Annotated in this window: 25 protein-coding genes; 17 read left to right on the top strand and 8 right to left on the bottom strand. The window is 60.4% G+C overall.

Annotated elements, in window-relative coordinates; translation table 11 throughout:
- The first annotated feature begins 184 nt into the window (after nt 1-184).
- The 8 genes from PCPL58_RS17895 (at nt 185) to pcaC (ending at nt 7,217) form a co-directional block, all read left to right on the top strand.
- Nucleotides 185-1,255 (top strand): acyltransferase family protein, encoded by a 1,071-nt coding sequence (locus PCPL58_RS17895; RefSeq protein WP_065350065.1) that lies wholly within the window; start codon nt 185-187, stop codon nt 1,253-1,255.
- A 99-nt stretch (nt 1,256-1,354) separates the two neighbouring features.
- Nucleotides 1,355-1,555, top strand: a complete 201-nt coding sequence (locus PCPL58_RS17890) for a glutaredoxin family protein (RefSeq protein ID WP_232002956.1) — start codon at nt 1,355-1,357, stop codon at nt 1,553-1,555.
- 52 nt (nt 1,556-1,607) lie between these two features.
- A complete protein-coding gene (pcaQ, locus tag PCPL58_RS17885) occupies nt 1,608-2,528 on the top strand; it encodes a pca operon transcription factor PcaQ (RefSeq protein WP_003366937.1) in 921 nt (306 codons plus the stop codon).
- A 137-nt stretch (nt 2,529-2,665) separates the two neighbouring features.
- The gene (pcaH, locus tag PCPL58_RS17880) at nt 2,666-3,385 is read left to right on the top strand and encodes a protocatechuate 3,4-dioxygenase subunit beta (protein WP_003366939.1); all 720 of its coding nucleotides are present in this window, start codon (nt 2,666-2,668) and stop codon (nt 3,383-3,385) included.
- Nucleotides 3,386-3,396: 11 nt separating this feature from the next.
- Nucleotides 3,397-3,999 (top strand): protocatechuate 3,4-dioxygenase subunit alpha, encoded by a 603-nt coding sequence (gene pcaG / locus PCPL58_RS17875; RefSeq protein ID WP_003366941.1) that lies wholly within the window; start codon nt 3,397-3,399, stop codon nt 3,997-3,999.
- Between the two features lie 87 nt (nt 4,000-4,086).
- Nucleotides 4,087-5,436, top strand: a complete 1,350-nt coding sequence (gene pcaK, locus PCPL58_RS17870) for a 4-hydroxybenzoate transporter PcaK (RefSeq protein WP_044308284.1) — start codon at nt 4,087-4,089, stop codon at nt 5,434-5,436.
- Between the two features lie 24 nt (nt 5,437-5,460).
- Complete coding sequence (locus tag PCPL58_RS17865; protein WP_003433023.1) at nt 5,461-6,822, top strand: 3-carboxy-cis,cis-muconate cycloisomerase; 1,362 nt, start codon at nt 5,461-5,463, stop codon at nt 6,820-6,822.
- Nucleotides 6,819-7,217, top strand: coding sequence for a 4-carboxymuconolactone decarboxylase (pcaC, locus tag PCPL58_RS17860; protein WP_003366946.1), 399 nt, complete (start codon nt 6,819-6,821; stop codon nt 7,215-7,217). Before PCPL58_RS17865 ends, pcaC begins: the two co-directional genes overlap by 4 nt.
- Before the next feature lie 55 nt (nt 7,218-7,272).
- Here the strand turns inward: pcaC and PCPL58_RS17855 are convergent, their stop codons facing one another.
- Nucleotides 7,273-8,529, bottom strand: coding sequence for an OprD family porin (locus PCPL58_RS17855; protein ID WP_065350064.1), 1,257 nt, complete (start codon nt 8,527-8,529; stop codon nt 7,273-7,275).
- 246 nt (nt 8,530-8,775) lie between these two features.
- On the opposite strand from PCPL58_RS17855, the gene PCPL58_RS17850 reads away from it, so the two are divergent.
- On the top strand, nt 8,776-9,663 hold the full coding sequence (locus PCPL58_RS17850) for a DMT family transporter (RefSeq protein WP_054081863.1): 888 nt from the start codon (nt 8,776-8,778) through the stop codon (nt 9,661-9,663).
- 729 nt (nt 9,664-10,392) lie between these two features.
- On the opposite strand, the gene PCPL58_RS17840 is transcribed toward PCPL58_RS17850, so the two are convergent.
- Nucleotides 10,393-11,721 carry an MFS transporter gene (locus PCPL58_RS17840; protein ID WP_003433019.1) on the bottom strand — a complete coding sequence of 443 codons (1,329 nt, stop codon included), beginning with the start codon at nt 11,719-11,721 and terminating at the stop codon, nt 10,393-10,395.
- 627 nt (nt 11,722-12,348) lie between these two features.
- Between PCPL58_RS17840 and quiC the strand changes: the two genes are divergently transcribed.
- Together quiC and PCPL58_RS17830 are read left to right on the top strand one after the other, a co-directional pair.
- Nucleotides 12,349-14,256, top strand: a complete 1,908-nt coding sequence (gene quiC, locus PCPL58_RS17835; RefSeq protein WP_003433018.1) for a 3-dehydroshikimate dehydratase QuiC — start codon at nt 12,349-12,351, stop codon at nt 14,254-14,256.
- Between the two features lie 107 nt (nt 14,257-14,363).
- Nucleotides 14,364-15,020 (top strand): TetR/AcrR family transcriptional regulator, encoded by a 657-nt coding sequence (locus tag PCPL58_RS17830; protein WP_003433017.1) that lies wholly within the window; start codon nt 14,364-14,366, stop codon nt 15,018-15,020.
- 3 nt (nt 15,021-15,023) lie between these two features.
- Here PCPL58_RS17830 and PCPL58_RS17825 read toward each other — a convergent pair whose 3' ends face one another.
- Nucleotides 15,024-15,878, bottom strand: coding sequence for a shikimate dehydrogenase (locus tag PCPL58_RS17825; RefSeq protein WP_065350062.1), 855 nt, complete (start codon nt 15,876-15,878; stop codon nt 15,024-15,026).
- Between the two features lie 197 nt (nt 15,879-16,075).
- On the opposite strand from PCPL58_RS17825, the gene PCPL58_RS17820 reads away from it, so the two are divergent.
- Nucleotides 16,076-16,966 carry a pseudouridine synthase gene (locus tag PCPL58_RS17820; protein ID WP_065350061.1) on the top strand — a complete coding sequence of 297 codons (891 nt, stop codon included), beginning with the start codon at nt 16,076-16,078 and terminating at the stop codon, nt 16,964-16,966.
- 77 nt (nt 16,967-17,043) lie between these two features.
- Here PCPL58_RS17820 and PCPL58_RS17815 read toward each other — a convergent pair whose 3' ends face one another.
- On the bottom strand, nt 17,044-17,268 hold the full coding sequence (locus tag PCPL58_RS17815) for a YgdI/YgdR family lipoprotein (protein WP_002553129.1): 225 nt from the start codon (nt 17,266-17,268) through the stop codon (nt 17,044-17,046).
- Nucleotides 17,269-17,364: 96 nt separating this feature from the next.
- Nucleotides 17,365-17,970, bottom strand: coding sequence for a molybdenum cofactor guanylyltransferase MobA (mobA, locus tag PCPL58_RS17810; RefSeq protein WP_024663339.1), 606 nt, complete (start codon nt 17,968-17,970; stop codon nt 17,365-17,367).
- A gap of 75 nt (nt 17,971-18,045) precedes the next feature.
- On the opposite strand from mobA, the gene moaB reads away from it, so the two are divergent.
- The 3 genes from moaB (at nt 18,046) to PCPL58_RS17795 (ending at nt 20,819) form a co-directional block, all read left to right on the top strand.
- The gene (moaB, locus tag PCPL58_RS17805) at nt 18,046-18,585 is read left to right on the top strand and encodes a molybdenum cofactor biosynthesis protein B (RefSeq protein WP_002553131.1); all 540 of its coding nucleotides are present in this window, start codon (nt 18,046-18,048) and stop codon (nt 18,583-18,585) included.
- Between the two features lie 6 nt (nt 18,586-18,591).
- Nucleotides 18,592-19,803: a molybdopterin molybdotransferase MoeA gene (locus PCPL58_RS17800; RefSeq protein WP_058416611.1), complete on the top strand. Its 1,212-nt coding sequence runs from the start codon at nt 18,592-18,594 to the stop codon at nt 19,801-19,803.
- Between the two features lie 89 nt (nt 19,804-19,892).
- Entirely contained in the window at nt 19,893-20,819 is a 927-nt protein-coding gene (locus PCPL58_RS17795; protein ID WP_065350060.1) for a glycosyltransferase family 2 protein, read from the top strand.
- A gap of 37 nt (nt 20,820-20,856) precedes the next feature.
- Here the strand turns inward: PCPL58_RS17795 and PCPL58_RS17790 are convergent, their stop codons facing one another.
- Nucleotides 20,857-22,665: a monovalent cation:proton antiporter-2 (CPA2) family protein gene (locus PCPL58_RS17790; RefSeq protein WP_065350059.1), complete on the bottom strand. Its 1,809-nt coding sequence runs from the start codon at nt 22,663-22,665 to the stop codon at nt 20,857-20,859.
- 249 nt (nt 22,666-22,914) lie between these two features.
- On the opposite strand from PCPL58_RS17790, the gene PCPL58_RS17785 reads away from it, so the two are divergent.
- A complete protein-coding gene (locus tag PCPL58_RS17785; RefSeq protein ID WP_003366968.1) occupies nt 22,915-23,103 on the top strand; it encodes a hypothetical protein in 189 nt (62 codons plus the stop codon).
- A 33-nt stretch (nt 23,104-23,136) separates the two neighbouring features.
- Here the strand turns inward: PCPL58_RS17785 and PCPL58_RS17780 are convergent, their stop codons facing one another.
- The gene (locus tag PCPL58_RS17780) at nt 23,137-23,529 is read right to left on the bottom strand and encodes a Fe2+/Zn2+ uptake regulation protein (protein WP_024663342.1); all 393 of its coding nucleotides are present in this window, start codon (nt 23,527-23,529) and stop codon (nt 23,137-23,139) included.
- Nucleotides 23,530-23,756: 227 nt separating this feature from the next.
- Nucleotides 23,757-24,785: a FecR family protein gene (locus PCPL58_RS17775; RefSeq protein ID WP_065350058.1), complete on the bottom strand. Its 1,029-nt coding sequence runs from the start codon at nt 24,783-24,785 to the stop codon at nt 23,757-23,759.
- Nucleotides 24,786-25,055: 270 nt separating this feature from the next.
- On the opposite strand from PCPL58_RS17775, the gene PCPL58_RS17770 reads away from it, so the two are divergent.
- Complete coding sequence (locus PCPL58_RS17770) at nt 25,056-26,087, top strand: Ldh family oxidoreductase (RefSeq protein ID WP_065350057.1); 1,032 nt, start codon at nt 25,056-25,058, stop codon at nt 26,085-26,087.
- Nucleotides 26,088-26,124 lie beyond the last annotated feature (37 nt).

Below are 26,124 nucleotides of genomic sequence, written 5' to 3'. Positions count from 1 at the left end.
CGATTGGCGTATCGTGTTCGATCAGGCTTTACGCAGCCGCTGCACCTTACTCCAAAACTATCTGCCAGGAAAAACCGCAAGCACTGGAAGATTGGGGTTCCGTATTTCTGGCCATTGGCTATGCTCCACACGCGTGACCACGGGATGGCCTGGCGCGCGCGACATCCGTTGAATGGAGAGAGGCATGGAGCGGCTGTATTCCCTGCAGGGGCTCAGGGGCGTAGCGGTCCTTGGCGTTGTGTTGTTTCATATGATGTCGGTGGAGAGCAAGTTTTCCGGTGGCGATATCCTTTTGCCGCCCTGGCTCGATTTTTTTCAGTTGGGCGTCGATCTGTTTTTCGTCATCAGCGGATTCGTCATAGTGATTGTCAGCCGTGGCCGTTTTCAGAGCGGAGTCGAGGCTCAGCGCTTTCTGTTCAATCGGGTCTCGCGGATCTATCCCACCTACTGGTTGTACTTTTTCATCACCCTGGGGGTTTATCTGGTGCAGCCGGGCATGGTCAACAGCGGGCATGGCTCGTCCAATCTGATCATGTCGTTCCTGCTGTTGCCCAACGACAAGGTGCTGCTGGTGATGGTGGCCTGGTCGCTGCTGTTCGAGCTGTGGTTCTACGTGGTGTTCTCCGGCTTCCTGCTGTTTCGCGAGCGCAGTCTGCCGTTTCTGCTCGGTGTTTGGGGCATGATCATCGTGGTGTTCAATACGCTGGCAGACTGGCAGGACTATTCCTCGGCAGTGAAGATCGTCCTGCATCCCTATGCCCTCGAATTCATGCTGGGTGCCGCGCTGGCCTTGTTCTTTTACGGTCGCCACAGTGCCCGCGTGCCGACGGCTGCGGTCTGGTTGCTGCTCGGTGTCGCGTTGTTGGCGGCGGTGCCCCTGATCGGCTATTACCGGTTGTACGAAAGTCAGGGGCTGCTGCGCATGCTCATGGTCGGCGGCACGTTCGGCGTACTGGTGGTGACGCTGGCCTTGCTCGAACGGCGCCGACAGCTGGTGGTGCCGGTGTTTCTGGTTGCCGTGGGCGATATGTCCTACACGATCTATCTGTCTCATCTGCTGGTGCTGGGGGTGATCGGCAGGGTCTGGAGTCTGGTGGGGGCCTGGCCCGAAAGCTACCTGGACAACCTGTTTTTCGCGCTGCTGATGATGGCTGCGGCGCTGTGCTATGGCTGGGTCGGTTACCGTTGTTTCGAGAAACCGGTACTGGACCGCGCCAATGCGTTCAGCAAGGCGCATTTCCGGGTGTCGACGTGATCCCGGTGCGCGCCTAGAATAATTTCCGCTTACCGAGGATTCGCCGAGGATCGACTCATGACCCCCGAATGCCAGCTGTTCAGCACCCTGTGATGCCCGCTGTGCGAGGTTGCCGAAGCAGTTTTACTGCCATTTGCCATTGAGCACGGCCTGCTGGTTGAGCTGGTCGACATCTGCGAGGATGAGCAACTGCATGAACGCTATGAGTTGCGCGTTCCTGTGTTGCGTCGGATCGACACCGGTGACGAGCTGGACTGGCCATTTGACGCGCCTCAAGTGGCGTCGTTTCTGAGTCGCTGAGCTGCCTTGTCGTTGAGCTGTATTCCCTTTCATTTACCGGACACGACGCGCAGTGAATATCGATACACGCATCAAATTTCGCCATCTGGTCTGCTTTCTTGAAGTGGCCCGGCAGGGCAGTCTGGCGCGTGCTTCCGACGTTCTGGCGATCAGTCAGCCTGCGCTGTCGAAAAGTCTCAAAGAGCTGGAAACCCTGCTCGACACCACGTTATTCGTGCGCAGTAAGAGCGGCGCGGCACTCACCGAAGCCGGCGTGGCGTTCATGCGGTTTGCCGGGCCCAGCGTGCAGGCCCTGCGCGAGGGCGTCAGCAGCCTGCGCTCGGGTGAGCATGACACCGTCACTGCACGACTGGGTGTACTGTCGACGGCCGAAAGCCTGCTGGTGCCTGAGGTCGTTCATCGCCTGCACCAGCGGCACCCGGCGCTGATCGTCAGCGTGATGACCGGGCCCAGCGCGTATCTGCTGTCGCAATTGAGGGTAGGGGAGCTGGATCTGGTGGTCGGGCGCATGACAGACAGCCCGCAGATTCAGGGCCTGACGTTCGAGCACCTGTACAACGAGTCGATGACGCTGGTGGTGCGCAGCGATCACCCGTTGCTGGCTGCGCCGCTCAAGCCCGAAAGTCTGGAGCAATTCCCGCTGGTATTGCCGCTGGCAGGCACCACCATCCGCAAGTTTGCCGACAGTCTGTTCGTGCAGTGCGGTATCCGCATGCCGCGTCAACGCCTTGAAACCCTCTCGCTCACCCTCAGCCGCCGCTATGTGCAATGCAGCGATGCGGTGTGGATCGCGCCACTGGATGCCGTGTCGCTGGAGTTGAAAGGCGGCACGCTGGTGGAGCTGGACATGGGTATTCGTGAACCGGGCGGCTCGGTCGGTTTGTGCAGCAACCCGGCCTTGCCACTCACGCGCGCAGCGCAGTGGTGCGTGGACGAACTGCGGAGCCTTGGAGAGGCCTATCGCAACGTCTAGTATCCATAACCAATTGGTTATGGATCATGGGGTTTATTTCAGTTCTCTATAAGCATGGATCGCGCGACACTTCGCCGCAGCCTGTAGCGCATGTGACCCACGCCTGCGCGCCCCATAAGAAAAACGAGGAGAACGCCATGTCTGCCGCGGACAACAGCCGCTTCGTCATTCGTGACCGAAACTGGCATCCAAAAGCTCTCACCCCTGATTACAAGACCTCGATCCTGCGCTCGCCGCGTCAGGCGCTGGTCAGTATCCCGCAGTCCATTTCCGAAACCACCGGCCCGGATTTCTCGCATTTGAAATTCGGTCAGCACGATAACGATCTGCTGCTCAATTTCAACAACGGCGGTCTGCCCATCGGCGAGCGTATCCTGCTGGCCGGGCGGGTCTGCGATCAGTATGGAAAGCCGATTCCGCACACGTTGGTGGAGATCTGGCAGGCCAACGCCGGTGGGCGTTATCGCCACAAGCGCGATGCCTATCTGGCGCCCATCGATCCCAATTTCGGCGGCGTCGGACGTGCACTGACCGACAGCGAAGGCAATTACAGCTTCCGTACCGTAAAGCCAGGGCCCTACCCGTGGCGCAACGGTCCCAACGACTGGCGCCCGGCGCACATTCACGTGTCGATCAGCGGGCCGTCGATTGCCACACGCCTGATTACCCAGTTGTATTTCGAAGGCGATCCGCTGATTCCGATCTGCCCGATCGTCAAGGCCATCGCCAATCCGGACGCCGTGCAGAGCCTGATTGCCAGGCTCGACCTGGGCATGGGCAACCCTATGGATTGCCTGGCGTACCGCTTTGATATCGTGTTGCGCGGCCAGCGCAAGACTCACTTCGAAAATTGCTGAGGAGGCCCGACATGCCCGTTCAATTGCTGCAGGAAACCCCTTCGCAAACCGCTGGCCCTTACGTCCACATCGGTCTTGCACCACAGGTGGCCGGCAACCCGACCCGCGAACTGGAAATCTGGAACGAGATGGCCAGGCCCGAGGCGCCCGGCGAGCATATCGTGTTGCTGGGCAACGTCTTCGACGGCAACGGTCATCTGATTCGTGATGCCTACCTGGAATTCTGGCAGGCGGATCATCAGGGCGCGTATCACAGCGAATTCGACCCGGACAGGCCGTTCAACGGCTTTGGTCGCACGGCTACCGCGGACGATGGTCAATGGATCCTCAAGACCATCAAGCCAGGCTCGGCGCGCAATGCGGCGGGTGTGCCGATGGCGGCGCACATCAATGTCTCGCTGTTTGCCCGTGGCATCAATATTCATCTGCAGACGCGGCTGTATTTCGACGACGAAGCCCAGGCGAATGCGCAGGACCCGGTGCTCAATCTGATCGAGCAGCCCCCGCGTCGCGAAACCCTGGTGGCGCGCCGTTGCACGCACGAGGGGCAGACGGCCTATCGTTTTGATATCCGTGTGCAGGGTGAAGGCGAGACAGTGTTTTTCGATTTCTGAATCGCTTGTCGATTCAGAAATCAATGTGCGTGCGTTTCAAGGCGCCTGCATCGGCAGGCGACCCTATAAAAATAAAAGGACACCTTCATGACGCTTTCCGCCAGCAGCCCTGCGTCGAGTACGCTCGACGTTCAGGCCTTCATCAATGCGCAACCGCTGTCCGGCTATCAGTGGCGAGTGGTTGCGCTGTGTTTTCTCATCGTGTTTCTCGACGGCCTCGATACTGCCGCAATGGGCTTCATTGCACCCGCGCTCAGCCAGGATTGGGGAATCGATCGGGCCAGTCTGGGGCCGGTGATGAGTGCCGCGCTGATCGGCATGGTGTTCGGCGCGCTGGGTTCCGGCCCGCTGGCCGACCGTTTCGGGCGCAAGGTGGTGCTGGTGGTCGCGGTGCTGCTGTTCGGTCTTTTCAGCCTGGCCTCAGCCTATAGCAGCAACATCGATCAATTGCTGGTGCTGCGCCTGTTGACCGGGCTGGGGCTTGGCGCAGCGATGCCCAATGCCACCACGTTGCTGTCGGAATACACCCCGGAACGGCTCAAGTCGTTGTTGGTGACGAGCATGTTCTGCGGTTTCAATCTGGGCATGGCCTGCGGCGGTTTTGTCTCAGCCAAGCTGATCCCCAGCATGGGCTGGCACAGCCTGTTGATGCTGGGCGGCATCCTGCCCATCCTGCTGGCGGCGGTGCTGATGGTCTGGCTGCCGGAGTCGGCGCGGTTTCTGGTGGTACGCAATCGCGGTGCAGAGCGGATTCGCAAAGTGCTGGCACCGATTGCGCCGAAGGCGCTGGCTGGCATCACTGACTTCAGCGTTCCCGAGCAGAAAACGGTGAGCAGCCGCAATGTGCTGAAAGTGATTTTTTCCGGCACGTACAGCGCAGGCACCCTGTTGCTGTGGCTGACATATTTCATGGGCTTGGTCATCGTTTACCTGCTGACCAGCTGGCTGCCGACGCTGATGCGCGACAGCGGCGCGAGCATGGAACAGTCGGCCTTCATCGGCGCGCTGTTTCAGTTCGGCGGGGTGTTGAGCGCTGTAGGCGTGGGCTGGGCGATGGATCGTTACAACCCGCACAAGGTCATTGGTTGTGCCTACGCGCTGGCCGGGGTATTTGCCTGGCTGGTCGGGCAGAGTCTGGGTAACGTCGCACTGTTGGCGACATTGGTGCTGCTGGCCGGTATGTGCATCAACGGCGCACAGTCGGCAATGCCGTCACTGGCAGCGCGTTTCTATCCCACCCAGGGGCGTGCCACGGGCGTGTCGTGGATGCTCGGGATCGGCCGCTTCGGCGCGATTCTCGGCGCGTGGGCCGGTGCCACGCTGCTGGGCCTGGGCTGGACGTTCGAGCAGGTGCTGACCGCGCTGGTGGTTCCGGCGGCGCTTGCCGCGATAGCGGTGCTGATCAAGGGCTGGGTCAGTCATTCGGACGCTACCTGAAACCTTTCAATTTGGAGTGGTGATGTGAACAGAGCGAGCAATCAACTTTTCGATGCCTACTTCATGCAACCCGAAATGCGCGAGATCTTTTCGGATGAAGGCCGGGTGCAGGGCATGCTCGATTTCGAGGCTGCACTGGCTCGGGCACAGGCACGAGTAGGCCTGATCCCGCCCGAGGTGGTCGCTGACATCGAGCTGAGCTGCGACGCACGGCTGTTCGATTTCGACGCGCTGGCAATCGCCATCGGCAGCGCCGGCAATTCGGCGATTCCGCTGGTCAAGGCGCTGGGCAAACAGATTGCCGCACGCAGCGCTGAAGCCGAGCGCTACGTGCACATGGGCGCGACCAGTCAGGATGTGATGGACAGCGGTCTGATCCTGCAACTGCGTCGAGCCATCGTACTGCTTGAGCATGATCTTGCTCGACTGGCCGATGCGATGGCTGAGCAGGCACAGCGTCATGCTGGCACGCCGCTGGCTGGACGCACCTGGCTGCAACAGGCCACGCCGGTCACCCTGGGGATGAAAATCGCCGGCTGGCTGGGCGCGGTCACTCGTCATCGACAGCGCTTGAACGAGATCAAACCACGCCTGCTGTGCCTGCAGTTCGGCGGTGCTTCCGGCAGCCTCGCGGCGCTGGGCGATCAGGCGTTTTCGGTGGCCGAAGCGCTGGCCGGTGAATTGCAACTGGCGTTGCCCGAGCAGCCCTGGCACACCCAGCGTGACCGACTGGTAGAGTTTGCCGGTCTGCTGGGCCTGATCGCCGGCAGCCTCGGCAAACTGGGGCGAGACGTGAGCCTGCTGATGCAGACCGAAGTGGGCGAGGTCTTCGAGCCTTCGGCACCGGGCAAGGGCGGATCTTCGACCATGCCGCACAAACGCAACCCGGTCGGTGCTGCGGTCATGATCAGCACCGCCACTCGCGCACCGGGGCTGGTCGCCACGATGCTGGCCGCCATGCCGCAGGAGCACGAGCGCAGTCTGGGCCTGTGGCATGCCGAGTGGGAGACCTTGCCGGAGCTGTGCTGCCTGGTTTCCGGTTCGCTGCAGCAGGCGTTGCAGGTGATACCCGGCCTGCAGGTCGATGCCGAGCGTATGGCGATCAATCTGCAATCCACCAAAGGCCTGGTTCTCGCCGAGGCAGTGAGCATTGCCCTGGCTCAGCGTATCGGCCGCGATGCTGCCCACCATTTGGTTGAACAGTGCTGCCGGCGTGCGGTGGAGCAGGGCGCCCATTTGCGTCAGGTGCTCGGCGAAACCCCGCAGATCAGCGAGCAGTTTTCTTCCGACGAGCTGGATCGACTGCTCGATCCGGCCCATTACCTTGGCCAGGCTCGCCATTGGGTCGAGCGTGCCGTGGCTGAACACACAAGGATTTCCCGATGACCGAAGACGAACGTTACCAAGCCGGCATGCACGTGCGCCGCGCTGTGCTGGGCGATGCGCATGTCGATAACAGCCTGAGCAAACTGACGCCGTTCAATGAAGAATTCCAGGAGATGATTACCCGTCACGCCTGGGGTGATATCTGGACGCGTCCGGGGTTGCCGCGCCACACGCGCAGCCTGATCACCATTGCGATGCTGATCGGTATGAATCGCGAAGGCGAATTGCGCCTGCACCTCAAGGCCGCGAAAAACAATGGCGTGACCCGTGAGGAAATCAAGGAAGTGCTGATGCAGAGCGCGATCTACTGCGGCATTCCGGCGGCCAATGCAACGTTCCACCTCGCTGAAGCGGTGTGGGATGAAATGGGCGTGGAGTCGTTGCAGGACAATTGAGGGTGGTGATCGAGAACGCCGCCGCGCCATCGGCCACGGCGGCGTTCTGTCTGGATCAGAGCAGCGACAACGGGTAGCTGACGATCAGGCGGTTTTCGTCAAACTGGTTGGTGTTGTAGTCGCGGCGCATGGTGGAGTTGCGCCATTTGACTGACAGGCTTTTGAGCGCGCCGCTCTGGAACACGTAGGCCAGCTCGGTTTCCCGTGCCCACTCTTCGCCGTCGGTGATGGCGCCGGTATGCACGTTGTCGCCGCTGATGTAGCGGTTCATGAGGGTCAGGCCGGGCACGCCCAAGGCTGCGAAGTCATAGTCGTGGCGCAACTGCCAGGACTTCTCCCTGGCGTTGTCGAAGCTGGAGTTGTAACTGTCGTTGGCCAACGTCCCGCCACTGGTACCGTTGACGCGCATCCAGGCGCTGTCGCCGCTGACTTTCTGCAGGCCCACATAAAAGGTGTTGCCGCCGTGCCGTGCCGAAAGCAGCGCTGACCAGGTCTTGTTGTCCAGCTCGCCGGCCAGCGACTGACCGTCGTCCTTGCCCTGGAAGTAGCCAAGGTTGGCCCCCAGCGTCCAGCTGCCCAACGGCTGACTGTGCAGCAGGTTGAAATATTGCTGGTGGTAGATGTCTTCAAGCTCGGCGTACCACACGCCGACCTGGGTGCGCTTTTCGTTGAACACGTACTCGCCGCCGCCAAAGTTGAAGCGGTCGGAAGTGAACGCGGTACGGCCATTCAGGGACATGTCTTCCATGCTCGCGTCGTTGCGCGGGCTGTTGCCACGGAACTGACCACCGTAGAGGGTCAGGCCGTCGATCTCCTTGGAGGTGATCTGCCCGCCCTGAAAGGTTTGTGGCAGCGAGCGGCCGTCATCCGAGCGCAGGATCGGCAGCACCGGCATCCACTCGCCGACCTTCAATTCGGTCTTCGAGAAGCGCGCCTTGCCGGCCACGGCCAGTCGCCCGAAGTCGTCGGCCGGGCGCCCATCGCTATGGATGGGCAGCAATTGCGTGCCGCCGGTACCCTTGCCGCCGTCGAGCTTGAGCGAGTAGAGGCCCAGCGCGTCGACACCGAAGCCGACGGTGCCCTGGGTGAAGCCGGAGCGTGCGTCGAGGATGAAGTTCTGTGTCCACTCCTCGGCGTAGTTCTGTGCGTTGGCCGGGTCGACGAAGTTGCGATTGATGTAGAAGTTGCGTAGGTTCAGATTGACCTTGGCGTCTTCGACGAATCCGGCGCTGTTGCCGCTGATGGGCGTCAGGCTTGCAGCGACGGCTGCTGACAGGCCGCAAAGGATTTTGCAGGGGGAATTCACGCGCATGGAGCAGACCTTTTTTGTAGTTATTGAGTCGTGTAGCTGGCTGCGATAGTGAAATGCCGGAAAGCGCTGCGCAATTGTGAAACAGCTGTTCTGGGCGATTATCGAACGTTAATGAACCGGTTCGAACATTTTCTGCGAAGCGCTGCAAACGGGTGTGCGATGCTCACGGGTCTGTCGATATGAGCAGCGGGCGCTGGCGCTTTCGGCCACGCTGTCAGGCTGCTGAAACTTGAACAAGGAAGCGCAATGAGCACTGCCAGCACGCCGTTGTCCGGCGTCAATCAACCTCTCAAAGGTATTGGCTTCATTCTTCTGGCGACCTTTCTGTTTGCCAGTCATGACACGCTGTCCAAATACCTGTCCGGCTTCTATCCGATCATTCTGGTGGTCTGGGCACGCTATCTGGTGCATACGCTGTTGATGGCCTGCATCTTCATGCCGTCAGCGGGGTTGCGGGTGTTGCGCACCAAGCGTCCTGGCCTGCAGGTCTTGCGCGCCCTGGCCTTGCTGGGCACCAGTCTGCTGTTTACCAGCAGCCTGATGTTCATCCCGCAGGCAGAGGCGACGGCGGTCAACTTTCTTGCGCCGTTGCTCGTTACCGCGTTATCGGTGCCGCTGTTGCATGAGCGTGTCACGCGTGGGCAGTGGATAGCAGTGGTCGTCGGGTTTGTCGGGGTGATGATCATCATTCATCCGGGGGGCGAGCTGTTTACCCCGGCGATTCTGTTGCCCCTGTCGTCAGCCTTGTGCTTTGCGCTGTATCAACTCCTGACGCGGCTGGTCAGCCCGTTTGACAGTCCGACCACCAGCAACTTTTTCGCGGGGTTGTTCAATACCCTGTTGATGAGTGCACTGGTGCCGTTCTTCTGGGAAGTGCCGGCGCTCAAGCACTTGCCGTTTCTGCTGGCGCTCGGCGCGTGCGGGATGTCGGCGCATTTGCTGCTGACCCAGGCCTTCCGCTTCGCCGCCCCGGCCATGCTCGCACCGTTCAGCTATTGCCAGATCGTGTTTGCCGGGCTGCTGGGTTTCGTGGTGTTCGACCACATGCCATCACCGACCGCACAGGCAGGCATCGCCATCATCTGCCTCAGCGGCCTGGCGGCGGCTTGGCAACAGCGGCGCAAGGGTGGGTGATGAGCTGTTCCCACGCACGAATACACAAATCTAACTGACTATCGTGCCAATGCTCTGCGTTGGCATGCAGTTCGTGACGCTCTGCGTCACATCTGTACCGCAGCACAACGTAGTGTCTTGCGCGCAATCACTTTACATAGATAAAGCGCTTTTTTATCGCGGTGGCACTGACGACGCAGAGTGCGACCTTAGTGACAGGGCGAAGGAACCCGACGAAGTCGGGCCGGAAACAGGAGCGGGGGGATTTGCCTACTTTGGCCCCATCAAAGTGGGTCGCCGAGGGGCGAAAAGGTGACCTGAGTCGAACCCTAATCTACCTGAAACCACAGAACCGCTTTGTGACGCGGAGCGTCAAGAACTGCATTCCCACGCGGAGCGTGAGGAACGAGCGGCGTCTGAGATAACAAAGGTGACCTGAGTCGAATCCCAATCCACCTGAAACCACAGAATCGCCGTGTGACGCGGAGCGTCAAGAACTTCATTCCCATGCGGAGCGTGAGGAACGAGCGGCGTCTGGGATAACAAAGGTGACCTGAGTCGAACCCAATCCACCTGAAACCACAGAATCGCCGTGTGACGCGGAGCGTCACGAACTGCATTCCCACGCGGAGCGTGAAGAACGAGAGGCGTCCGGGAGAGCACTTTTCGTCACTCTGCGCAAAGCGTGGGCACAATAGCAAAAAGGCCCGGTCACTGAGTGAGCCGGGCCTTTTTGATGGTGTCAGACGATCACTCGCTGAGCGTCGGAACCTTGCGAGGCGCCATGAAGTACAGCCAGATCAACGCGATGAAGTACATTGCCGGGATCATGGTGAACAGCACGTTGTAATTGTTGTTGGTGGCGGTCAGCACCGCACCCACGATCTGCGTCATGAACATACCGCCAATGGCCGCACACATGCCGCCGAAGCCGAACACGGTACTCATCATGTGCTTGGGCGTGTAGTCCATCACCAGGCTCCAGATATTCGCGGTCCAGGCCTGATGCGCACCCACGGCAAGCGAGATGGCCAGTACCGCCACCCATAGCCCGCTGGCATTGGCAGCGAACACCACGCTGCAGATCGTGATGGCAAAGATCAGCATCGACAACAGGCGCGCAGTCGTCGCACGCATGCCACGACCAATCAGCCAGGACGACAGAATGCCGCCACCCACACTGCCGAAGTCAGCCGTCAGCCAGATCAGAATCAGCGGGATGCCCATCTGCGTCACGCTGATCCCCAGGTTGTATTGCTGATTGAGGAACGGCGGCAGCCAGTACAGGTAGAACCAGAAAACCGGGGCAGTAATCGCATACGCCAGCGCGAACGCCCATGTGCCACGCATCTTCAGAATGCCGGTGAACGGCACCTTGACCGGCGCCGGTTCTACTTCCTGGTTGATGTAATCCAGTTCGGTCTTGCTGACGGTCGGGTGATCTTCAGGGTTGTAGTATTTCAAGCGCCAGGTGATGACCCAGAGCAGCCCCAGCGAACCCATTGCCACGAAGGCTGCCTGCCAGCCCCAGACAGTCAGGATCACCGGCAACAGGGCAGGGGTCAGCATGGCGCCGACGTTGGTGCCGGCGTTGAAGATACCGGTGGCCACCGCACGCTCACCGGCAGGGAACCACAGCCGCGTGGTCTTCACACAGGCCGGGTAGTTGGCGGCTTCGGTCAGGCCCAGAATGAAGCGGCAGACCATGAAGCCGACGGCGGAAGTGGCAAGGCCGTGCGCGCCGGTCGCCAGGCTCCACAGCAGCACCGCGAGGAAGAACGCGCGCTTGACGCCGACCTTGTCGATGAAGCGACCCTGCAGCACGAAGCCGACCGCGTAGCCGACCTGAAACCAGAAGTTGATGTTGGCGTAGTCCATCGCCGTCCAGCTCATTTCCTTGGCGAGGATGGGCTGCATGACGCCGAGCGCGGCCCGGTCGATGTAGTTCAGCGTAGTGGCGAAGAACACCAGGGCGAGCATGCCCCAGCGCGTCTTGCCCACGGCGAGTGCGCCGCGGATCTTTTCGCCCATCCCGGCACGGGCGGCCTGGGCGACAGGGTTGGTCTGGGTGTTAAGCATGATGTTCTAACCATCCGTTCCAGGACTGTGCTGCTGGCAACAGTCGGACTGAGAAGTCCACTCGATGCAGGCGTTGTGCAGGTAAAGTGAAGTCGTAGAACCGTGATTCGACTGGCCTGTAGACTCAGGCTGTCCTCGAAACGATCCGTCGGGCCGACAATTTACAGGTTGGGCCGCGTAAGTGTGTTGGAATGTTTCAGGCGACGTGTAGCCAGGCTGGGCTTTTGGCCGGGCGGGTTCGTCGAACAGGACGTCTGGTAAGACGGATGGGCGAGCGGGCGAGCAAAGCGAGAAGGGTGCACATGAGCAATGTTCCTGTTTTTTGAATTGTTATGGGTTGCTGCTGATGAAGCGACGATCAAAAATGTTGGACTGCGGGTCTATCCTGCAATGTGATGCTGATGTTGAGCATTGCGAGATACAGCGTCAATTGAGTAAAACGGCTTTTGTTCGATAATCGAACGTAAAACTAACCGGTTCGTACACTTTATGTTGCTGTAGTATTTTCACAGGCAAATACTTTACTCGCACCTCTGAATAAGGCCGGGAAAGGCCGGGAAAGGCCAGGAATGCGGTGCTGTCCAGTCGCGACCCAAGCAGGTCGCGTTCATCCAGGAGCTGAAAAGCATGCAGCGTTCAATTGCTACCGTATCCTTGAGCGGTACTCTGCCCGAAAAGCTCGAAGCCATCGCCGCAGCCGGCTTTGACGGCGTCGAGATTTTCGAAAACGACTTGTTGTACTACGACGGCAGCCCACGAAATATCAGGCAGATGTGTGCCGACCTGGGCATCGCCATCACCCTGTTCCAGCCGTTTCGCGATTTCGAAGGCTGCCGCCGTGACCGTCTGCAGCGCAATATCGACCGTGCCGAACGCAAATTCGATCTGATGCAGGAACTGGGCACCGATCTGGTGCTGGTCTGCAGCAATGCGTCTGCCGATTCGGTGGGCGACGAAAACATTCTGCTCGATGATCTGGGCCTGCTCGCCGAGCGCGCCGGCGCCCGTAACCTGCGCGTCGGTTATGAAGCGCTGGCCTGGGGCAAGCACGTGAACACCTGGCAACAGGTCTGGAACCTGGTGCGTCAGGTTGACCACCCGGCGCTTGGCGTGCTGCTCGACAGTTTCCATACCCTGTCGCTGAAGGGCGATCCGAGCGCCATCGCGCAGATCCCGGGCGACAAGATCTTCTTCGTGCAGATGGCCGACGCGCCGCTTCTGGCGATGGATGTACTGGAGTGGAGCCGTCATTTCCGCTGCTTCCCGGGCCAGGGTGAATTCGATCTGGCCGGCTTCCTCGCGCCGATCCTGCGCAGTGGCTACACCGGGCCGTTGTCGCTGGAAGTGTTCAACGACGGTTTCCGTGCAGCGCCGACACGTGCCAATGCCGCTGACGGTCTGCGTTCGCTGCTCTATCTGGAAGAGAAAACCCGCCAGCTGATGGCGCGTGACGAGCCGGCCGCAGCTCCCGAAATCCTTTTCAATCCACCCGCTGCCAGTACCTACAATGGCGTCGAGTTTCTCGAGTTTGCCGTTGACGAGAGCCATGGCGCTCGCCTGTCGGGCTGGCTGCAACGGCTGGGCTTTGCCAAGCTGGGTCAGCATCGCTCCAAGGCGGTCAGTCTGCTGGGGCAGGGCGATATCAGGATTGTGCTCAATGCCGAACCCTATTCCTTCGCCCACAGCTTCTTCGAGGCGCACGGCCCTTCGTTGTGCGCGACCGCCTTGCGTGTCGACGACGGTCATCAGTCGCTGGAGCGTGCGCGTGCCTTCAAGGGCCAGCCCTATCGTGGCCTGGTCGGCCCCAACGAACGGGAGATTCCTTCGGTCCGTGCGCCCGACGGCAGCCTGATTTATCTGGTGGACAACGCCGCACCGGGAGAATCGATTTACGACAGCGATTTTGTCGTCGATCCGCAAGCAGTCGCCAAGGGCGGGTTGCAGCGTATCGACCACATGGCCATGGCGCTGCCGGCCGACAGCCTGGACAGCTGGGTGCTGTTCTACAAAAGCATTCTGGACTTCGAGGCTGACGACGAAGTGGTCTTGCCCGACCCCTACGGCCTGGTCAAGAGCCGTGCGCTGCGCAGCCGTTGCAGCACCGTGCGCCTGCCGCTGAATATTTCCGAGAATCGCAATACGGCCATTTCCCATGCGCTGTCGAGCTATCGTGGCTCGGGTGTGCACCACATCGCATTTTCCTGCGAAGACATCTTCGCCGAGGTAAGCCGTGCCAAGGAAGCGGGCGTACCCTTGCTGGACATCCCGCTCAATTACTACGATGACCTGGCGGCGCGCTTCGATTTCGACGAGGAATTTCTCAGCGAACTGGCGTACTACAACGTGCTCTATGACCGCGATGCGCAGGGTGGCGAGTTGTTCCACGTCTACACCGATGCGTTCGACGGGCGCTTCTTTTTCGAAATCCTGCAGCGCAAGAACGGCTACGTAGGGTACGGCGCTGCCAACGTCCCGGTGCGTCTGGCTGCGATGGCCAAGGCGCGCAATGTGGCAGCACGTCAGGCGCGTCTGTAAGGCGAATCCGATTGCAGGGCTGCTGCGAGGGTTCGATGCCCTCGCAGCTTCCCTCGGTTGCCGGTCGGCTTCATACTCCGCGCATCACTCGTGGTCATGAGCCAACAATGAAAACAACTGACGACTCCGTTGCCGTTGCGTCGAAAGGGCGCAAGAACAATCCGGAAAAGACCCGCGAAGACATACTGCAGGCCGCCGTTGCCGAGTTTGTCGCCCATGGCCTGTCGGGGGCGCGCGTCGACGCCATTGCCGAACGCACCAAAACCTCGAAACGGATGATCTATTACTACTTCGGCAGCAAAGAGCAACTGTACGTCGAAGTGCTGGAAAAACTCTACGGCGCGATTCGCAACACCGAGAGCCAGCTCAATCTGTCCGAACTCGAGCCGGTGGAAGCGATTCATCGTGTGGTCGAGTTCACCTTCGATCACCACGACAGCAATGTCGATTTCGTCCGTATCGTGTGCATCGAAAACATCCATAACGGCGAGAACGTCAAACAGTCCGAATCGATTCAGGCCAAGAGCCAGAACATCATCAGGGCGCTCGACGGCATCCTGCGTCGTGGCGAAGCCAGCGGCCTGTTCCGTGACGGTGTTCATCCGGTGGACCTGCACCTGATGATCAGCTCGTTCTGCTTCTACCGGGTCTCCAATCGCCATACCTTCAGCGAGATCTTTCAGATCGAGTTGTGGAGCGAGGAGGTCAAACAGCGTCACAAGGCAATGATCTGCGACGCTGTGTTGCGTTATCTCAAACGCTGATGTTTACAACGTGTGGAAGTGCGCCATCATCCGCTCTGCATCGGCGGACTGGCCACTGAACAGTTCAAAGGCCTTGACTGCCTGAAACACCGCCATGGTGCTGCCATCCAGGGTTCGGCAGCCCAATGCGCGGGCATGCTTGAGCAGCTCGGTTTCCAGCGGAAAGTAAATGATTTCCGCCACCCACAGCTCGGGCCGCAGCAACTCGACCGGCAGCGGCGTGCCTGGCAGTTTGGTCATGCCGACCGGCGTGGTATTGACCAGTCCGTCGGCTTCGGCCATCGCCGCAGGCAGGTCGATGCCCACCTGAGCGCGCCCGGCACCGAAGTGCTGGTTGAGGTTGTCCACCAGCCCTTGGGCGCGTTGCGGCTCGACTTCGAACACGCTGAGGCGCTCGACGCCCGCGCCCAGCAGCGCATGAGCCACGGCAGCGCCCGCGCCGCCTGCACCCATCTGCACCACCTGTTGGCGTGGTGCCTTGTCCAGGCCGCGCTGGAAACCTTCGGCGAATCCCAGGCAGTCGGTATTGTGACCGATGCGCTTGCCGTCCTTGAACACCACCGTATTCACCGCGCCGATACCGCGCGCTTCATCGGACAGCTCATCCAGTAACGGGATGACCGCCTGCTTGCACGGGAAGGTGATATTCAGGCCGGTGAAGCCGCACTGTTGGGCGCCTTCCAGAAGCCGGGGCAGGGCGTGGATGTCCACTTGCAGGGCATCGATGTCGATCAGCCGATACAGATAGCGCATGCCTTGCGCATCGCCTTCATGCTCATGCATGGCGGGCGTTCGCGAGGCCTGGATGCCCGAGCCGATCAGGCCGGCGAGGATGGAGGGTTTTTCAGCATGAGTCATAAAATACGTCTCTAAATACGTCTCTTGTTTTTGTGTCACTGCCCGATTGGCGGCAGGTGTTAAACGGAATGTACCAGATGGTTAATAGTGCCGCAGGCAGGAGTCGATTACCACGCAGCGATGTTGTGCGGTGATCGCACTAATCAGTGATAATCCACCGCCAGCCGCTTCAGGCTTACACGAGTCCGAGTTCCCGCATGTCCGAGTCCGTCTTCAACGCCGCACAGCAGCAAGCCAGTACGTTGTATCTGCCACCGGGCTCGTGGGCCACGGTGCTCGATTGCCTGTGCGCGAAATTTCCGGCCATCAGCCGCGAACAATGGCTGGATCGGTTTGCCCGCGGCCGGGTGCTGGACGAAAACGGCAAGGCCATCGCGCCTGATCTGGCGTATCGGGAAGGGCTGCGGGTTCACTACTTTCGTGAGGTTGCCAACGAAACGCCGATCCCGGTGGTTGAAACGATCCTCTACGCCGACGAGCATCTGGTGGTGGCTGACAAGCCGCACTTCCTACCGGTGACACCCGCAGGCGAGTATGTCGAGCAAACCTTGCTGCGGCGCTTGATCCATCGCCTGGACAACCCTGATCTGGTGCCGCTGCACCGCATCGACCGGCACACCGCAGGGCTGGTGCTGTTTTCCGCCAACCGGCAGACGCGCTCGGCTTATCAGGCATTGTTTCCCACCCGGCGCATCGACAAGTTTTACCAAGCCATTGCACCAGCGCTGCCGGAACTGATATTTCCGCGTCTGCACGAGAGTCGTCTGGTCGAGGGTGAACCGTTCTTTCGCATGCAGGAAGGCGTCGGCGCGAGCAACACCCGTACGCAGATCGAGGTGCTCGAACGGCAGGATAAATTGTGGCGTTACGGGCTTTATCCGGTGACCGGCAAAAAGCATCAGTTGCGCGTGCACATGGCTGCGCTGGGCGCTGCCATCTGCAACGACCCGTTTTACCCGGACGTGGTGAAAGACCCGGTGGACGACTATCGGCATCCCTTGAAGCTGCTGGCCAGCAGCTTGCGCTTCATCGATCCCATCAATGGCGAGCCGCGCCACTTCGAGAGCCTGTTGCAGCTCGACTGGTAGTACAGGGGCAGTGAAATGACAGGCAAAAAAAACCCGCACTCGGCGGGTTTTTTCAAATCAGTAACGCGACATCCGAATCACAGATCCTTGACGGTACGTACCTGATCCTTGTTGATGCGGGTCTGCTTGCCGTCGAGTTGCTTGAACTCGTAGAAGCCGGATTCTTCATCGTACTTCGGCGTGTCGACAGCCTGAATTTCACGACCATCGTTCAAGGTGATCACAGTGGGCGATGCGCAGCCGGCGAGGGAGGCAATGCTCAGTGCAAGCAGGAAGGCAGCGGGAAGGGTCCGTTGTTTCATTACTGTGTCTCCAGATGGATTCTTGATTTGCTGAACTCTCAGACGGATACACCGTCAGCAAGTTCCGTATACACCCGCAGCAACTTCAATGACAAGTCACTTGTTGCGGTTTTCACTGATCCCGGTCAACAGACAGGGAGTGTTCAGGTTGGCCAGGCGTGGATCACCGGCTTCCAGTTGCAGAGCGACTGGCTGCAGCGGTTCCAGAGCCCGTCTCGGACTGCGTTCGCCGGCCTGCCATGCGGCTTCCAGCGTTGCGGCGTGAGCGACAGGGATCATACCTAAAAGCGGCTGCCAGTGCTGACCTTCACGCACCATTATCGGTCGCTCCGGGTATTCAGAGGCTTTTTCACGCAATGCGTGCAGCAACGCTTCATCGACCAAAGGTGCGTCGCAGGGCAGGATCAGCAACCATCGATGCCGCGCCAGGGGCAGTGCGGCGCGAATCCCGGCCAGAGGGCCGTTGAAATCGGTATCGTCGTCCTGCACCAGTCTATCGGCGTAACGCGCATAGCGATCGATATTGCGATTGCAGGAAATGATCAGATCGTCGGTCAGCGGCCGGGTCAGACGATGCAGATGTTCGATAAGCGGGGTGCCCTGCCATTCGATCAGGCCCTTGTCGCGCCCGCCCATGCGCTGTCCCCGGCCTCCGGCCAGCAGCAGAATAGAGCAGGGCGGCAGTGGGGCAGGAACATTCATCGAACACTCGTCGGGCAGTCAAAAGGAGGGCTGTGATATAACACCCGCCTGTTTTCTTAACAACTGGATGAGGCCATGAAAGCCAAGGCTGACACACCTTTCGTACCCCTTAATATCGCCGTACTGACCGTCAGCGATACCCGCACCCGTGAAACCGATACCTCGGGGCAGATGTTTGTCGACCGCCTGACCGACGCAGGCCATGGTTTGATCGAGCGCGTGCTGCTCAAGGATGACCTGTACAAGATCCGCGCTCAGGTAGCGACCTGGATTGCCGACGATCAGGTGCAGGTCGTGCTGATCACCGGTGGCACCGGCTTTACCGGCCGCGACAGCACACCTGAAGCTGTAGCCTGCCTGCTGGACAAGCAAGTCGATGGTTTTGGCGAGCTGTTCCGGCAGATCTCGGTGCCGGATATCGGCACGTCCACCATTCAGTCCCGCGCGCTGGCCGGCCTGTCCAATGGCACGCTGGTGTGCTGCCTGCCAGGGTCCACCAATGCGGTGCGCACGGCATGGGACGGCATTCTTGCCCAGCAGCTGGACTCGCGTTTCCGTCCCTGCAACTTTGTGCCTCACCTCAAGCAGGCCGAGCCCTGTGCGACTCGTGGTTGAGTGCTCATGAGCAACGAGCCGAAAACCCTGCTGCCTGTTGAAGACGCCATTGCGCGTCTGTTGAAAATGGCCGAAGCCACGCCGATCACCGAGCGCCAATGCGTCTCGCTGGCCGATGCCGAAGGCCGCGTACTGGCAGTGGATCTGGTCTCCACGCTGGATCTGCCGCCCTGGCCTAACAGCGCCATGGACGGTTATGCCTTGCGCGCGGCGGACTGGCACGGCGAGCCGTTGACGGTCAGTCAGCGTATCTTCGCCGGTCAGGCCCCCGAGCCTCTGGCCCCTGGCACCTGCGCGCGTATCTTCACTGGCGCGCCGATGCCCGAAGGCGCTGACTGCGTCGAGATGCAGGAAAACGCCGAGGTGCTGGCGGATCAGCGTGTGCGGTTCAACGAACCGCTGGGCGCCGGGCAGAATATTCGTCCGCAAGGCCAGGAAACCCGGGTCGGCGATACTGTGCTGGCCGCCGGCACGCGGCTGGGTCCGATCGAATTGGGTCTGGCGGCCTCGCTGGGCCTCGCCGAGTTGGAGGTCATTCGCCGCGTGCGGGTCGCGGTGCTGTCTACGGGCGATGAGTTGATTGAGCCCGGTCAGCCGTTGGGGCCGGGGCAGATCTATAACAGCAACCGGGTGTTGCTGTGCAGCTGGCTGAAGCGGCTTCAATGCGAGGTCGTGGATGCCGGCATCCTGCCGGACGATCTGGAAAAGACGCGTGCTGCGCTGGCGAATCTGCAGGGTGTCGATCTGATTCTCTCCACGGGCGGAGTGTCCGTGGGCGAAGCTGATTTCCTCGGCCACGCATTGCGTGAGGAGGGCGAGCTGACGCTCTGGAAGCTGGCCATCAAGCCTGGCAAGCCGCTGACCTTCGGGCATTTTCGGGGTGTGCCGGTGATCGGTCTGCCTGGCAATCCAGCCTCTACGCTGGTTACCTTCGCTTTGCTGGCCAGGGCTTACCTGCTGCGTCGCCAGGGCGTGATCGACGTCGCCCCCTTGCAGTTTCCGGTGCCGGCCGGGTTTGTCTGGACGCGTCCTGGCAATCGTCGCGAGTACCTGCGCGGCCGTCTGGAGCAGGGTCGGGCCGTGGCGTATCGCAATCAGAGTTCGGGAGTCCTGCGCAGCGCTGCGTGGGCCGATGGTCTGATTGAAGTGCGCGAAGGCTCGACCGTTGCCGAAGGTGACTGGGTCAATTTCATTCCGTTGAGTGAAGTGCTGGGCTGAGTGCATTCGAATGGTGGGGCGGGTACGCATGAGCTACGCTCAACAACGCTGACACAGTGGGCAACCGGACTTCGCCCTGGAGTATTGTTATGGCGCCATTGAGAGTGGCTTGTGTGATCCCGACCTACAACGGACGCAAGGATCTGGAACGTCTGCTGGATTCACTGGCTGCGCAGACTGCCAGCTTCGATACGCTGATCGTGGACTCCAGTTCCTCGGATGGCACGCTGGAGCTGGCGCAAGCCCGATGTGCCAATGTGCTGCGCATCGACAGCAAGGATTTCAACCACGGCGGTACCCGACAGATGATGGTCGATCTGCATCCTGACTATGATGTGTATGTCTTCATGACCCAGGATGCGTACGTTGAAGGCATCAATGCCATCGCCAACATTCTGCTGCCGTTCGCCGACCCGAAGGTCGGTGCTGTGTGCGGGCGACAGTTGCCGCACAAGGACGCCAACCTGCTGGCCCAGCATGCGCGGCTGTTCAATTACCCGCCGACCTCGCAGATCAAGACGCTCGCCGACGCCGGTACGCTGGGTATCAAGACGCCATTCATGTCCAACTCGTTTGCGGCCTATCGAGGCGAAGCGTTGCGGGCCATTGGCGGTTTTCCGCGGCATGTGATCCTTTCGGAGGACATGTACGTCACCGCGAAAATGCTTATCGATGGCTGGAAAGCGGCTTACGAAGGCTCGGCTGTATGCCGTCATTCCCATAATTACAGCCTGCGCGAAGAGTTTCGCCGTTACTTTGATATCGGCGTGTTCCAGGCCCGCGAGGCGTGGATCTACGAAACCTTTGGCGGCATTGGCGGCGAGGGCATGCGTTACGTCAAGTCCGAGCTGAAATTCCTCGGTCCCCGGCGAATCCTCTGGTGGCCTGTGTCGTTCGTGCGCAATGCGCTGAAGCTGCTGGCCTACAAGCTGAGCCGACAGGAAAAGCGCTTGCCGCGCGGCGTGAAGAAGAAGCTCGGCATGTACGCGCGCTACTGGGACAGCCCTTACGCCTGAGTTGCGCCGCAGACAAGGCCTGCGGCGTATGGGCAGGTCAGCTTTTTGCGGCTTCTTCGTCCAGACGGTCTGCCTCGAACAGTTGCGCGAGGTCGGCCCTGGCTTCGCGGGCGGTCTGCAGCACCTTGGCGTCGTCGTCATACACCTCATGCTGAGCGGCCAGCACCTGTTCGTCGTGACGCTTGAAGCGACTGATGCGTGCGTCGGCCTGTGTTTCGCTGAGGCCCAGGCCCATGAGGGTCTGGCGACTCATTTCCAGGCTTGAGTAGAACGTTTCGCGAACCGCGTGAGCCCCCAGGTCCATCAACCGATGAACATGCTGGCGGTTACGTGCGCGAGCAATGATCTTCATGTGCGGATACAGTTTGCGAATCAGCTCGGCAGTCTTGATGTTGGTGTCCGGATCATCGGTCGCGATGACAAAGAATTCGGCCTCATCGACCTTGGCGGCACGCAATATTTCCGGGCGCAGCGGGTCGCCATAGAAGACCGGGACATTGCCGAAGCTGCGTGAGAACTCGATGGACTCTACGGCGGTGTCCAAAGCGATGAAAGGAATCTTCTGCGCGCGCAGGATACGCGCGACGATCTGCCCCATACGGCCCATGCCGGCAATGACCACCCGTGGTTTGTCGGTCTGGATATCGCGGTATTCGTCCGGCACCTCGACAGGCTTGATCCTGGGTTTGATCCAGCGCGCCAGGGCAATGAACAGCAACGGCGTGATCGCCATCGACAAGGTGATGGTCAACACCAGCATGTCGTACAGCCCGGCCTCGAACAGCCCCTGAGCGCTGCCGATCTTGAACACCACGAAGGCAAACTCGCCGCCTGCGGCCAGTACCAGGCCCAACTGCAACGCGCTGCGGTTGTTGAGTTCGCCAAGGGTGCGACCGATCAGGAACAGCATCGGCAGCTTGATTGCGATCAGCAGCAGCGTCAGGCCCAGCACGATCAGCGGCGAGCTGAGCAACAGGCCGACGTTGGCGCCCATGCCGACGCTGATAAAGAACAGCCCCAGCAGCAATCCCTTGAACGGTTCGATCTGTGCTTCCAGTTCGTGACGGTACTCGGAGTTGGCCAGCAACAGGCCAGCGAGAAACGCGCCCAGCGCCATGGACACCCCCACCAGTTCCATCAGCCACGCCGTGCCTATCACCACCAGCAAGGCCGTGGCGGTCGAGACTTCCTGGATTTTGGTCTTGGCGACGATACGAAACACCGGACGCAGCAAATAGCGTCCGCCAATCACCACAATGGCAATGCTGCCCAGCACGCGCAGGCCGTGGTTGATGCTTTCGCCGGTGTCCATCGCGTGATCGGCCCCGGCCAGGAATGGCACCATCGCAATCAGCGGGATCGCCGCGATGTCCTGAAACAGCAGAATGGCGAACGCCATCCTGCCGTGCGGGCTGTTCAGTTGTTTGCGCTCCGCCAGGCTCTGCAGGCCAAAGGCCGTGGACGACAGGGCAAGGCCGAGGCCCAGAATGACCGCGGTGTTCAGCGACTGGCCGAAGGCAGCGAAGGCGACCCCGCCGATGATCAGGCCGGTGAGTAGCACCTGCGCCATGCCGACGCCAAACACGGATTTGCGCATCACCCATAAACGCTTGGGCGAAAGCTCCAGGCCAATGATGAACAGCAGCAGTACTACGCCAAGTTCGGAAATATGGCTGACGCTCTCGGTATCACCGATCAGACCCAATACCGAAGGGCCAATGATCACGCCGGCGAACAGATAGCCGATCACCGCGCCCAGCTTCAGCCGCTTGGCCAACGGCACAGTCAGCACGGCGGCGAGTAGAAACACTACTGCGACCTGCAGCAGGCTGCCTTCATGGGGCATGTGAAACTCCTTGGTAATGATTGAACACACTGTTGAAGCAGGGGCGGTATTAAAGCATGGGAGTTTTACACGGCAACGCGCATCGCGGCATGACGATAATCAACGTCGTTAATAGAACGTGCAGGAGAGGGCGCGCAGGAGAGTGAGGCGAGACAGAGGGTGACGATGCCATCCGTCGCGCATCGGCGTAAGATATGCGCGCAAACAGGCAGCGTCAGTTGCCCGCTCATGAGCATTCAGGAAGCCGTTATGACCAACAAGCAGCGTTTGATTTACTCGATTCTGATCGCCCTCGGCGTTCTGGCGATCATGCTGGGCTTGTCGCATCTGCAAAACACCGGTGCCATCACCGAAAAGACCTTTCAGTACATCGCCATCAGCGTGGCGGTGCTGGTAGTGATCCTCAACGGCATCATGCGTCGCAAGGTCAAGCGCTAAGCGCTGATGGTCGATGCGGCAAGGGGGCTGTGCTTACTGGGCGCTGTCCTTGCCGACGTCTCCCAGCCATTCCCGGGCGCGAGGGTGCAGACTGTAGGTCTTGTCGTCGTTGAGGTGGATCACGCCCTCGTCGCACAGACGCTTGAGCACCTCGCGCACGCTCAGAAACGATAGCGGCACATCGAGCCTGAGCAACTGGCTGTGTACGCCGCGCACTCCCAGGGGATGGCCTTCCTCGCTCGAGACCAGCAGCGCATCGAGCACCTTGAGCCTGACCAGGCTGGTGCGCAGGCCAAAGCTTTTCAGGAGCATCCGGATGTGCTCGTTTCCGGGGCGCTCGGCCTCCAGAGCGGGCGACTGTGCCTGCGCAGCCAGTGCGGTTTGCCGCAGCAGGGTGCGAGTCGTGATTCCTTGGCGATTGAACATCCGTAAACTCCTTTTCAGGCTTTTTTTAAACACTCTCGATTACTAAGACGAACGAGCTCGGCAAAACCTCAGTTATCAGCGGAAAAAAATATGCGGCTCAACGTGTACAGGCTCGCTGCAGCGTTGTGCGCTTGAGGTTAGATGAACAATCGTCGGTCGCGAGAGGAGATTGTTCCGACGGTGGGCGCAGTCGAAGTCGCTGCGCATCGGCAAGACTGCGAGTGCGATCAGCCTTTCGGTGTGTCGGAGGTGCGGCGATTGAGCACCGGATTGCCGTTCTGATTCTGCGTCACGTAAACCGGCAGCACCTTGGGCAGAGAAGTCAGCAGGCTCGACAGGTCATGGGTGTTGTAACTGCCGCCCAGACGCATGGCACCGGTTGCGCTGTCCGCCAGCAGGATAGGTGTTTGCAGGTAGCGATTGATCAGCGGCAGTGCCTGGCTGAGCGGCAGATCATTGAAGATCAGCTTGCCATTGCGCCACGCCAGGCTGGTATCGCGTGCTTCGGTCTGGCTGATCAGTGGAGCATCGTCGCCCGCCTTGTAGCTGGCCTGCATGCCGGGGGCGAGAGGGTGGTTCGAGGAAGGATGTGCACGATCACTGGTGACCTGAACCGATCCCTCGACCAGCGTCACGCGTACCTGATCCTGGTACATCCATACATTGAAACGTGTGCCGGTGACCCTGATGCTGCCTGAGCCGGCGTCGACAACAAAGGGGTGGGTGTTGTCGTGGCTGACCTCAAAGAACGCCTCGCCCTTTTTCAGCGTGACGCTGCGTCGATCCCGGTAATTGGCATAAGTCAATTCGGTACCCAGGTTCAGCTCGGCGCGGCTGCCGTCTTCCAGCATGACCAGGCGTGTGGTGGTATCGGCGTTGTAAGTTTCGTAGGTATCAGGCAGCCAGCCTTGGTGCCAGCCGACGTACCCGACAATCGGTAGCGCCAGGGCAACGACCGCTGCGGCTGCGGCCAGTTTTGCCCAGCGGCGACCGCGACGAGGCCGAACCTGATCGGGCCGGTCAGTCTGGGCTTGGCGCACAGGTGCCGGATTAAGCGGTTCGATTTGCCCGGTGATATCCCAGACTTCCAGCATGGCGTTGTATTCGACCGCATGCAGGGGGTGGGCCTTCAGCCATTGCTCGAATGCTTTTCGTTCGGCAGCGGTACAGTCTTCTGCACGCAGGCGCATGCACCAATGCGCAGCGGCATCGGTGATCGCGTCGTGTTCTGCGTTGCTGAAAAGAGGGTCGCTCATGGGCGCTCCGGCCTATACCTTCGGCGCATTCTACCCTTTGATTTCAGAGAGAGAGAACATTTGCCGGCTATCACCTATCAAGGTGCTGCGTATTTTCTGGTGAATGCAAGCTGCTCTCATTGAAAACTATCCGTCGCAGTCTGCCCGCCGCAATAAAGTTAGTGCCCGGGGAGTGTCTTTGCAGAGTCCTCGGCGCTACTCTCGGAACCTGTCTTCGCCTTGTCGTTCTCGCTAGCGTTCTCGATCTACCGCCATGAACAGGAGTTTCAGATGCGCGCCAACCCTGCCGATCAGTCGACCCGTACTGTTTCCTTTGAGCAACTGACAGATCTGTTGCGCCGGATCTTCCTTGCCCACGGCACCTGCACGGAGGTTGCCGACGTGCTGGCCGAGAACTGCGCCAGCGCCCAGCGCGACGGCTCGCATAGCCATGGCATCTTTCGCATTCCCGGCTATCTCTCATCGCTGGCCAGCGGGTGGGTGAACGGCAAGGCTGTGCCGGTGGTCGAGGATGTCGGCGCTGCGTTTGTCCGGGTCGACGCCGGGGGCGGCTTTGCCCAGCCTGCACTGGCGGCGGCCAGAGCCTTGTTGATCGACAAGGCACGCAGTGCCGGAGTTGCGGTTCTGGCCATCCGCAACTCTCATCACTTCGCTGCGTTATGGCCGGATGTCGAGCCTTTCGCCGAACAGGGGCTGGTTGCCCTGAGCATGGTCAACAGCATGACCTGCGTTGTGCCGCATGGTGCGCGTCAGCCTCTGTTCGGCACCAACCCGATTGCCTTCGCCGCGCCCCGTGCAGGCGGAGAGCCTATTGTTTTCGACCTGGCGACCAGCGCCATCGCCCACGGTGATGTACAGATCGCCGCACGTGAAGGTCGGCTGTTACCAGCGGGCATGGGGGTCGATCGCGACGGCCAGCCCACTGAAGAGCCGCGCGCCATTCTCGAGGGTGGCGCGTTGTTGCCGTTCGGCGGGCACAAGGGTTCGGCATTGTCGATGATGGTCGAGCTGCTGGCCGCAGGGCTGACAGGGGGCAATTTCTCGTTCGAATTCGACTGGTCGAAGCATCCCGGTGCGCAGACGCCCTGGACCGGCCAGTTGCTGATCGTCATCGATCCTGACAAGGGCAGCGGTCAGTCGTTTGCACAGCGCAGTGAGGAACTGGTGCGGCAACTGCATGGGGCCGGGCAGGAGCGTCTGCCGGGGGATCGACGCTACAGCGAGCGCGCGCGATCAATGGCGCACGGTATCAGCATCCTCCAGGCTGATCTGGAACGCCTGCAGACCCTGGCGGGGCATTGAGCCATTTACACATTCACCGACCATTCGTCGCGACCGG

Source organism: Pseudomonas cerasi, assembly GCF_900074915.1.
Classification (GTDB): Bacteria; Pseudomonadota; Gammaproteobacteria; order Pseudomonadales; family Pseudomonadaceae; genus Aquipseudomonas; species Aquipseudomonas cerasi.
The sequence above is the reverse complement of the archived record's forward strand: the minus strand, read 5'-3'. Positions and strand labels throughout refer to the sequence as shown.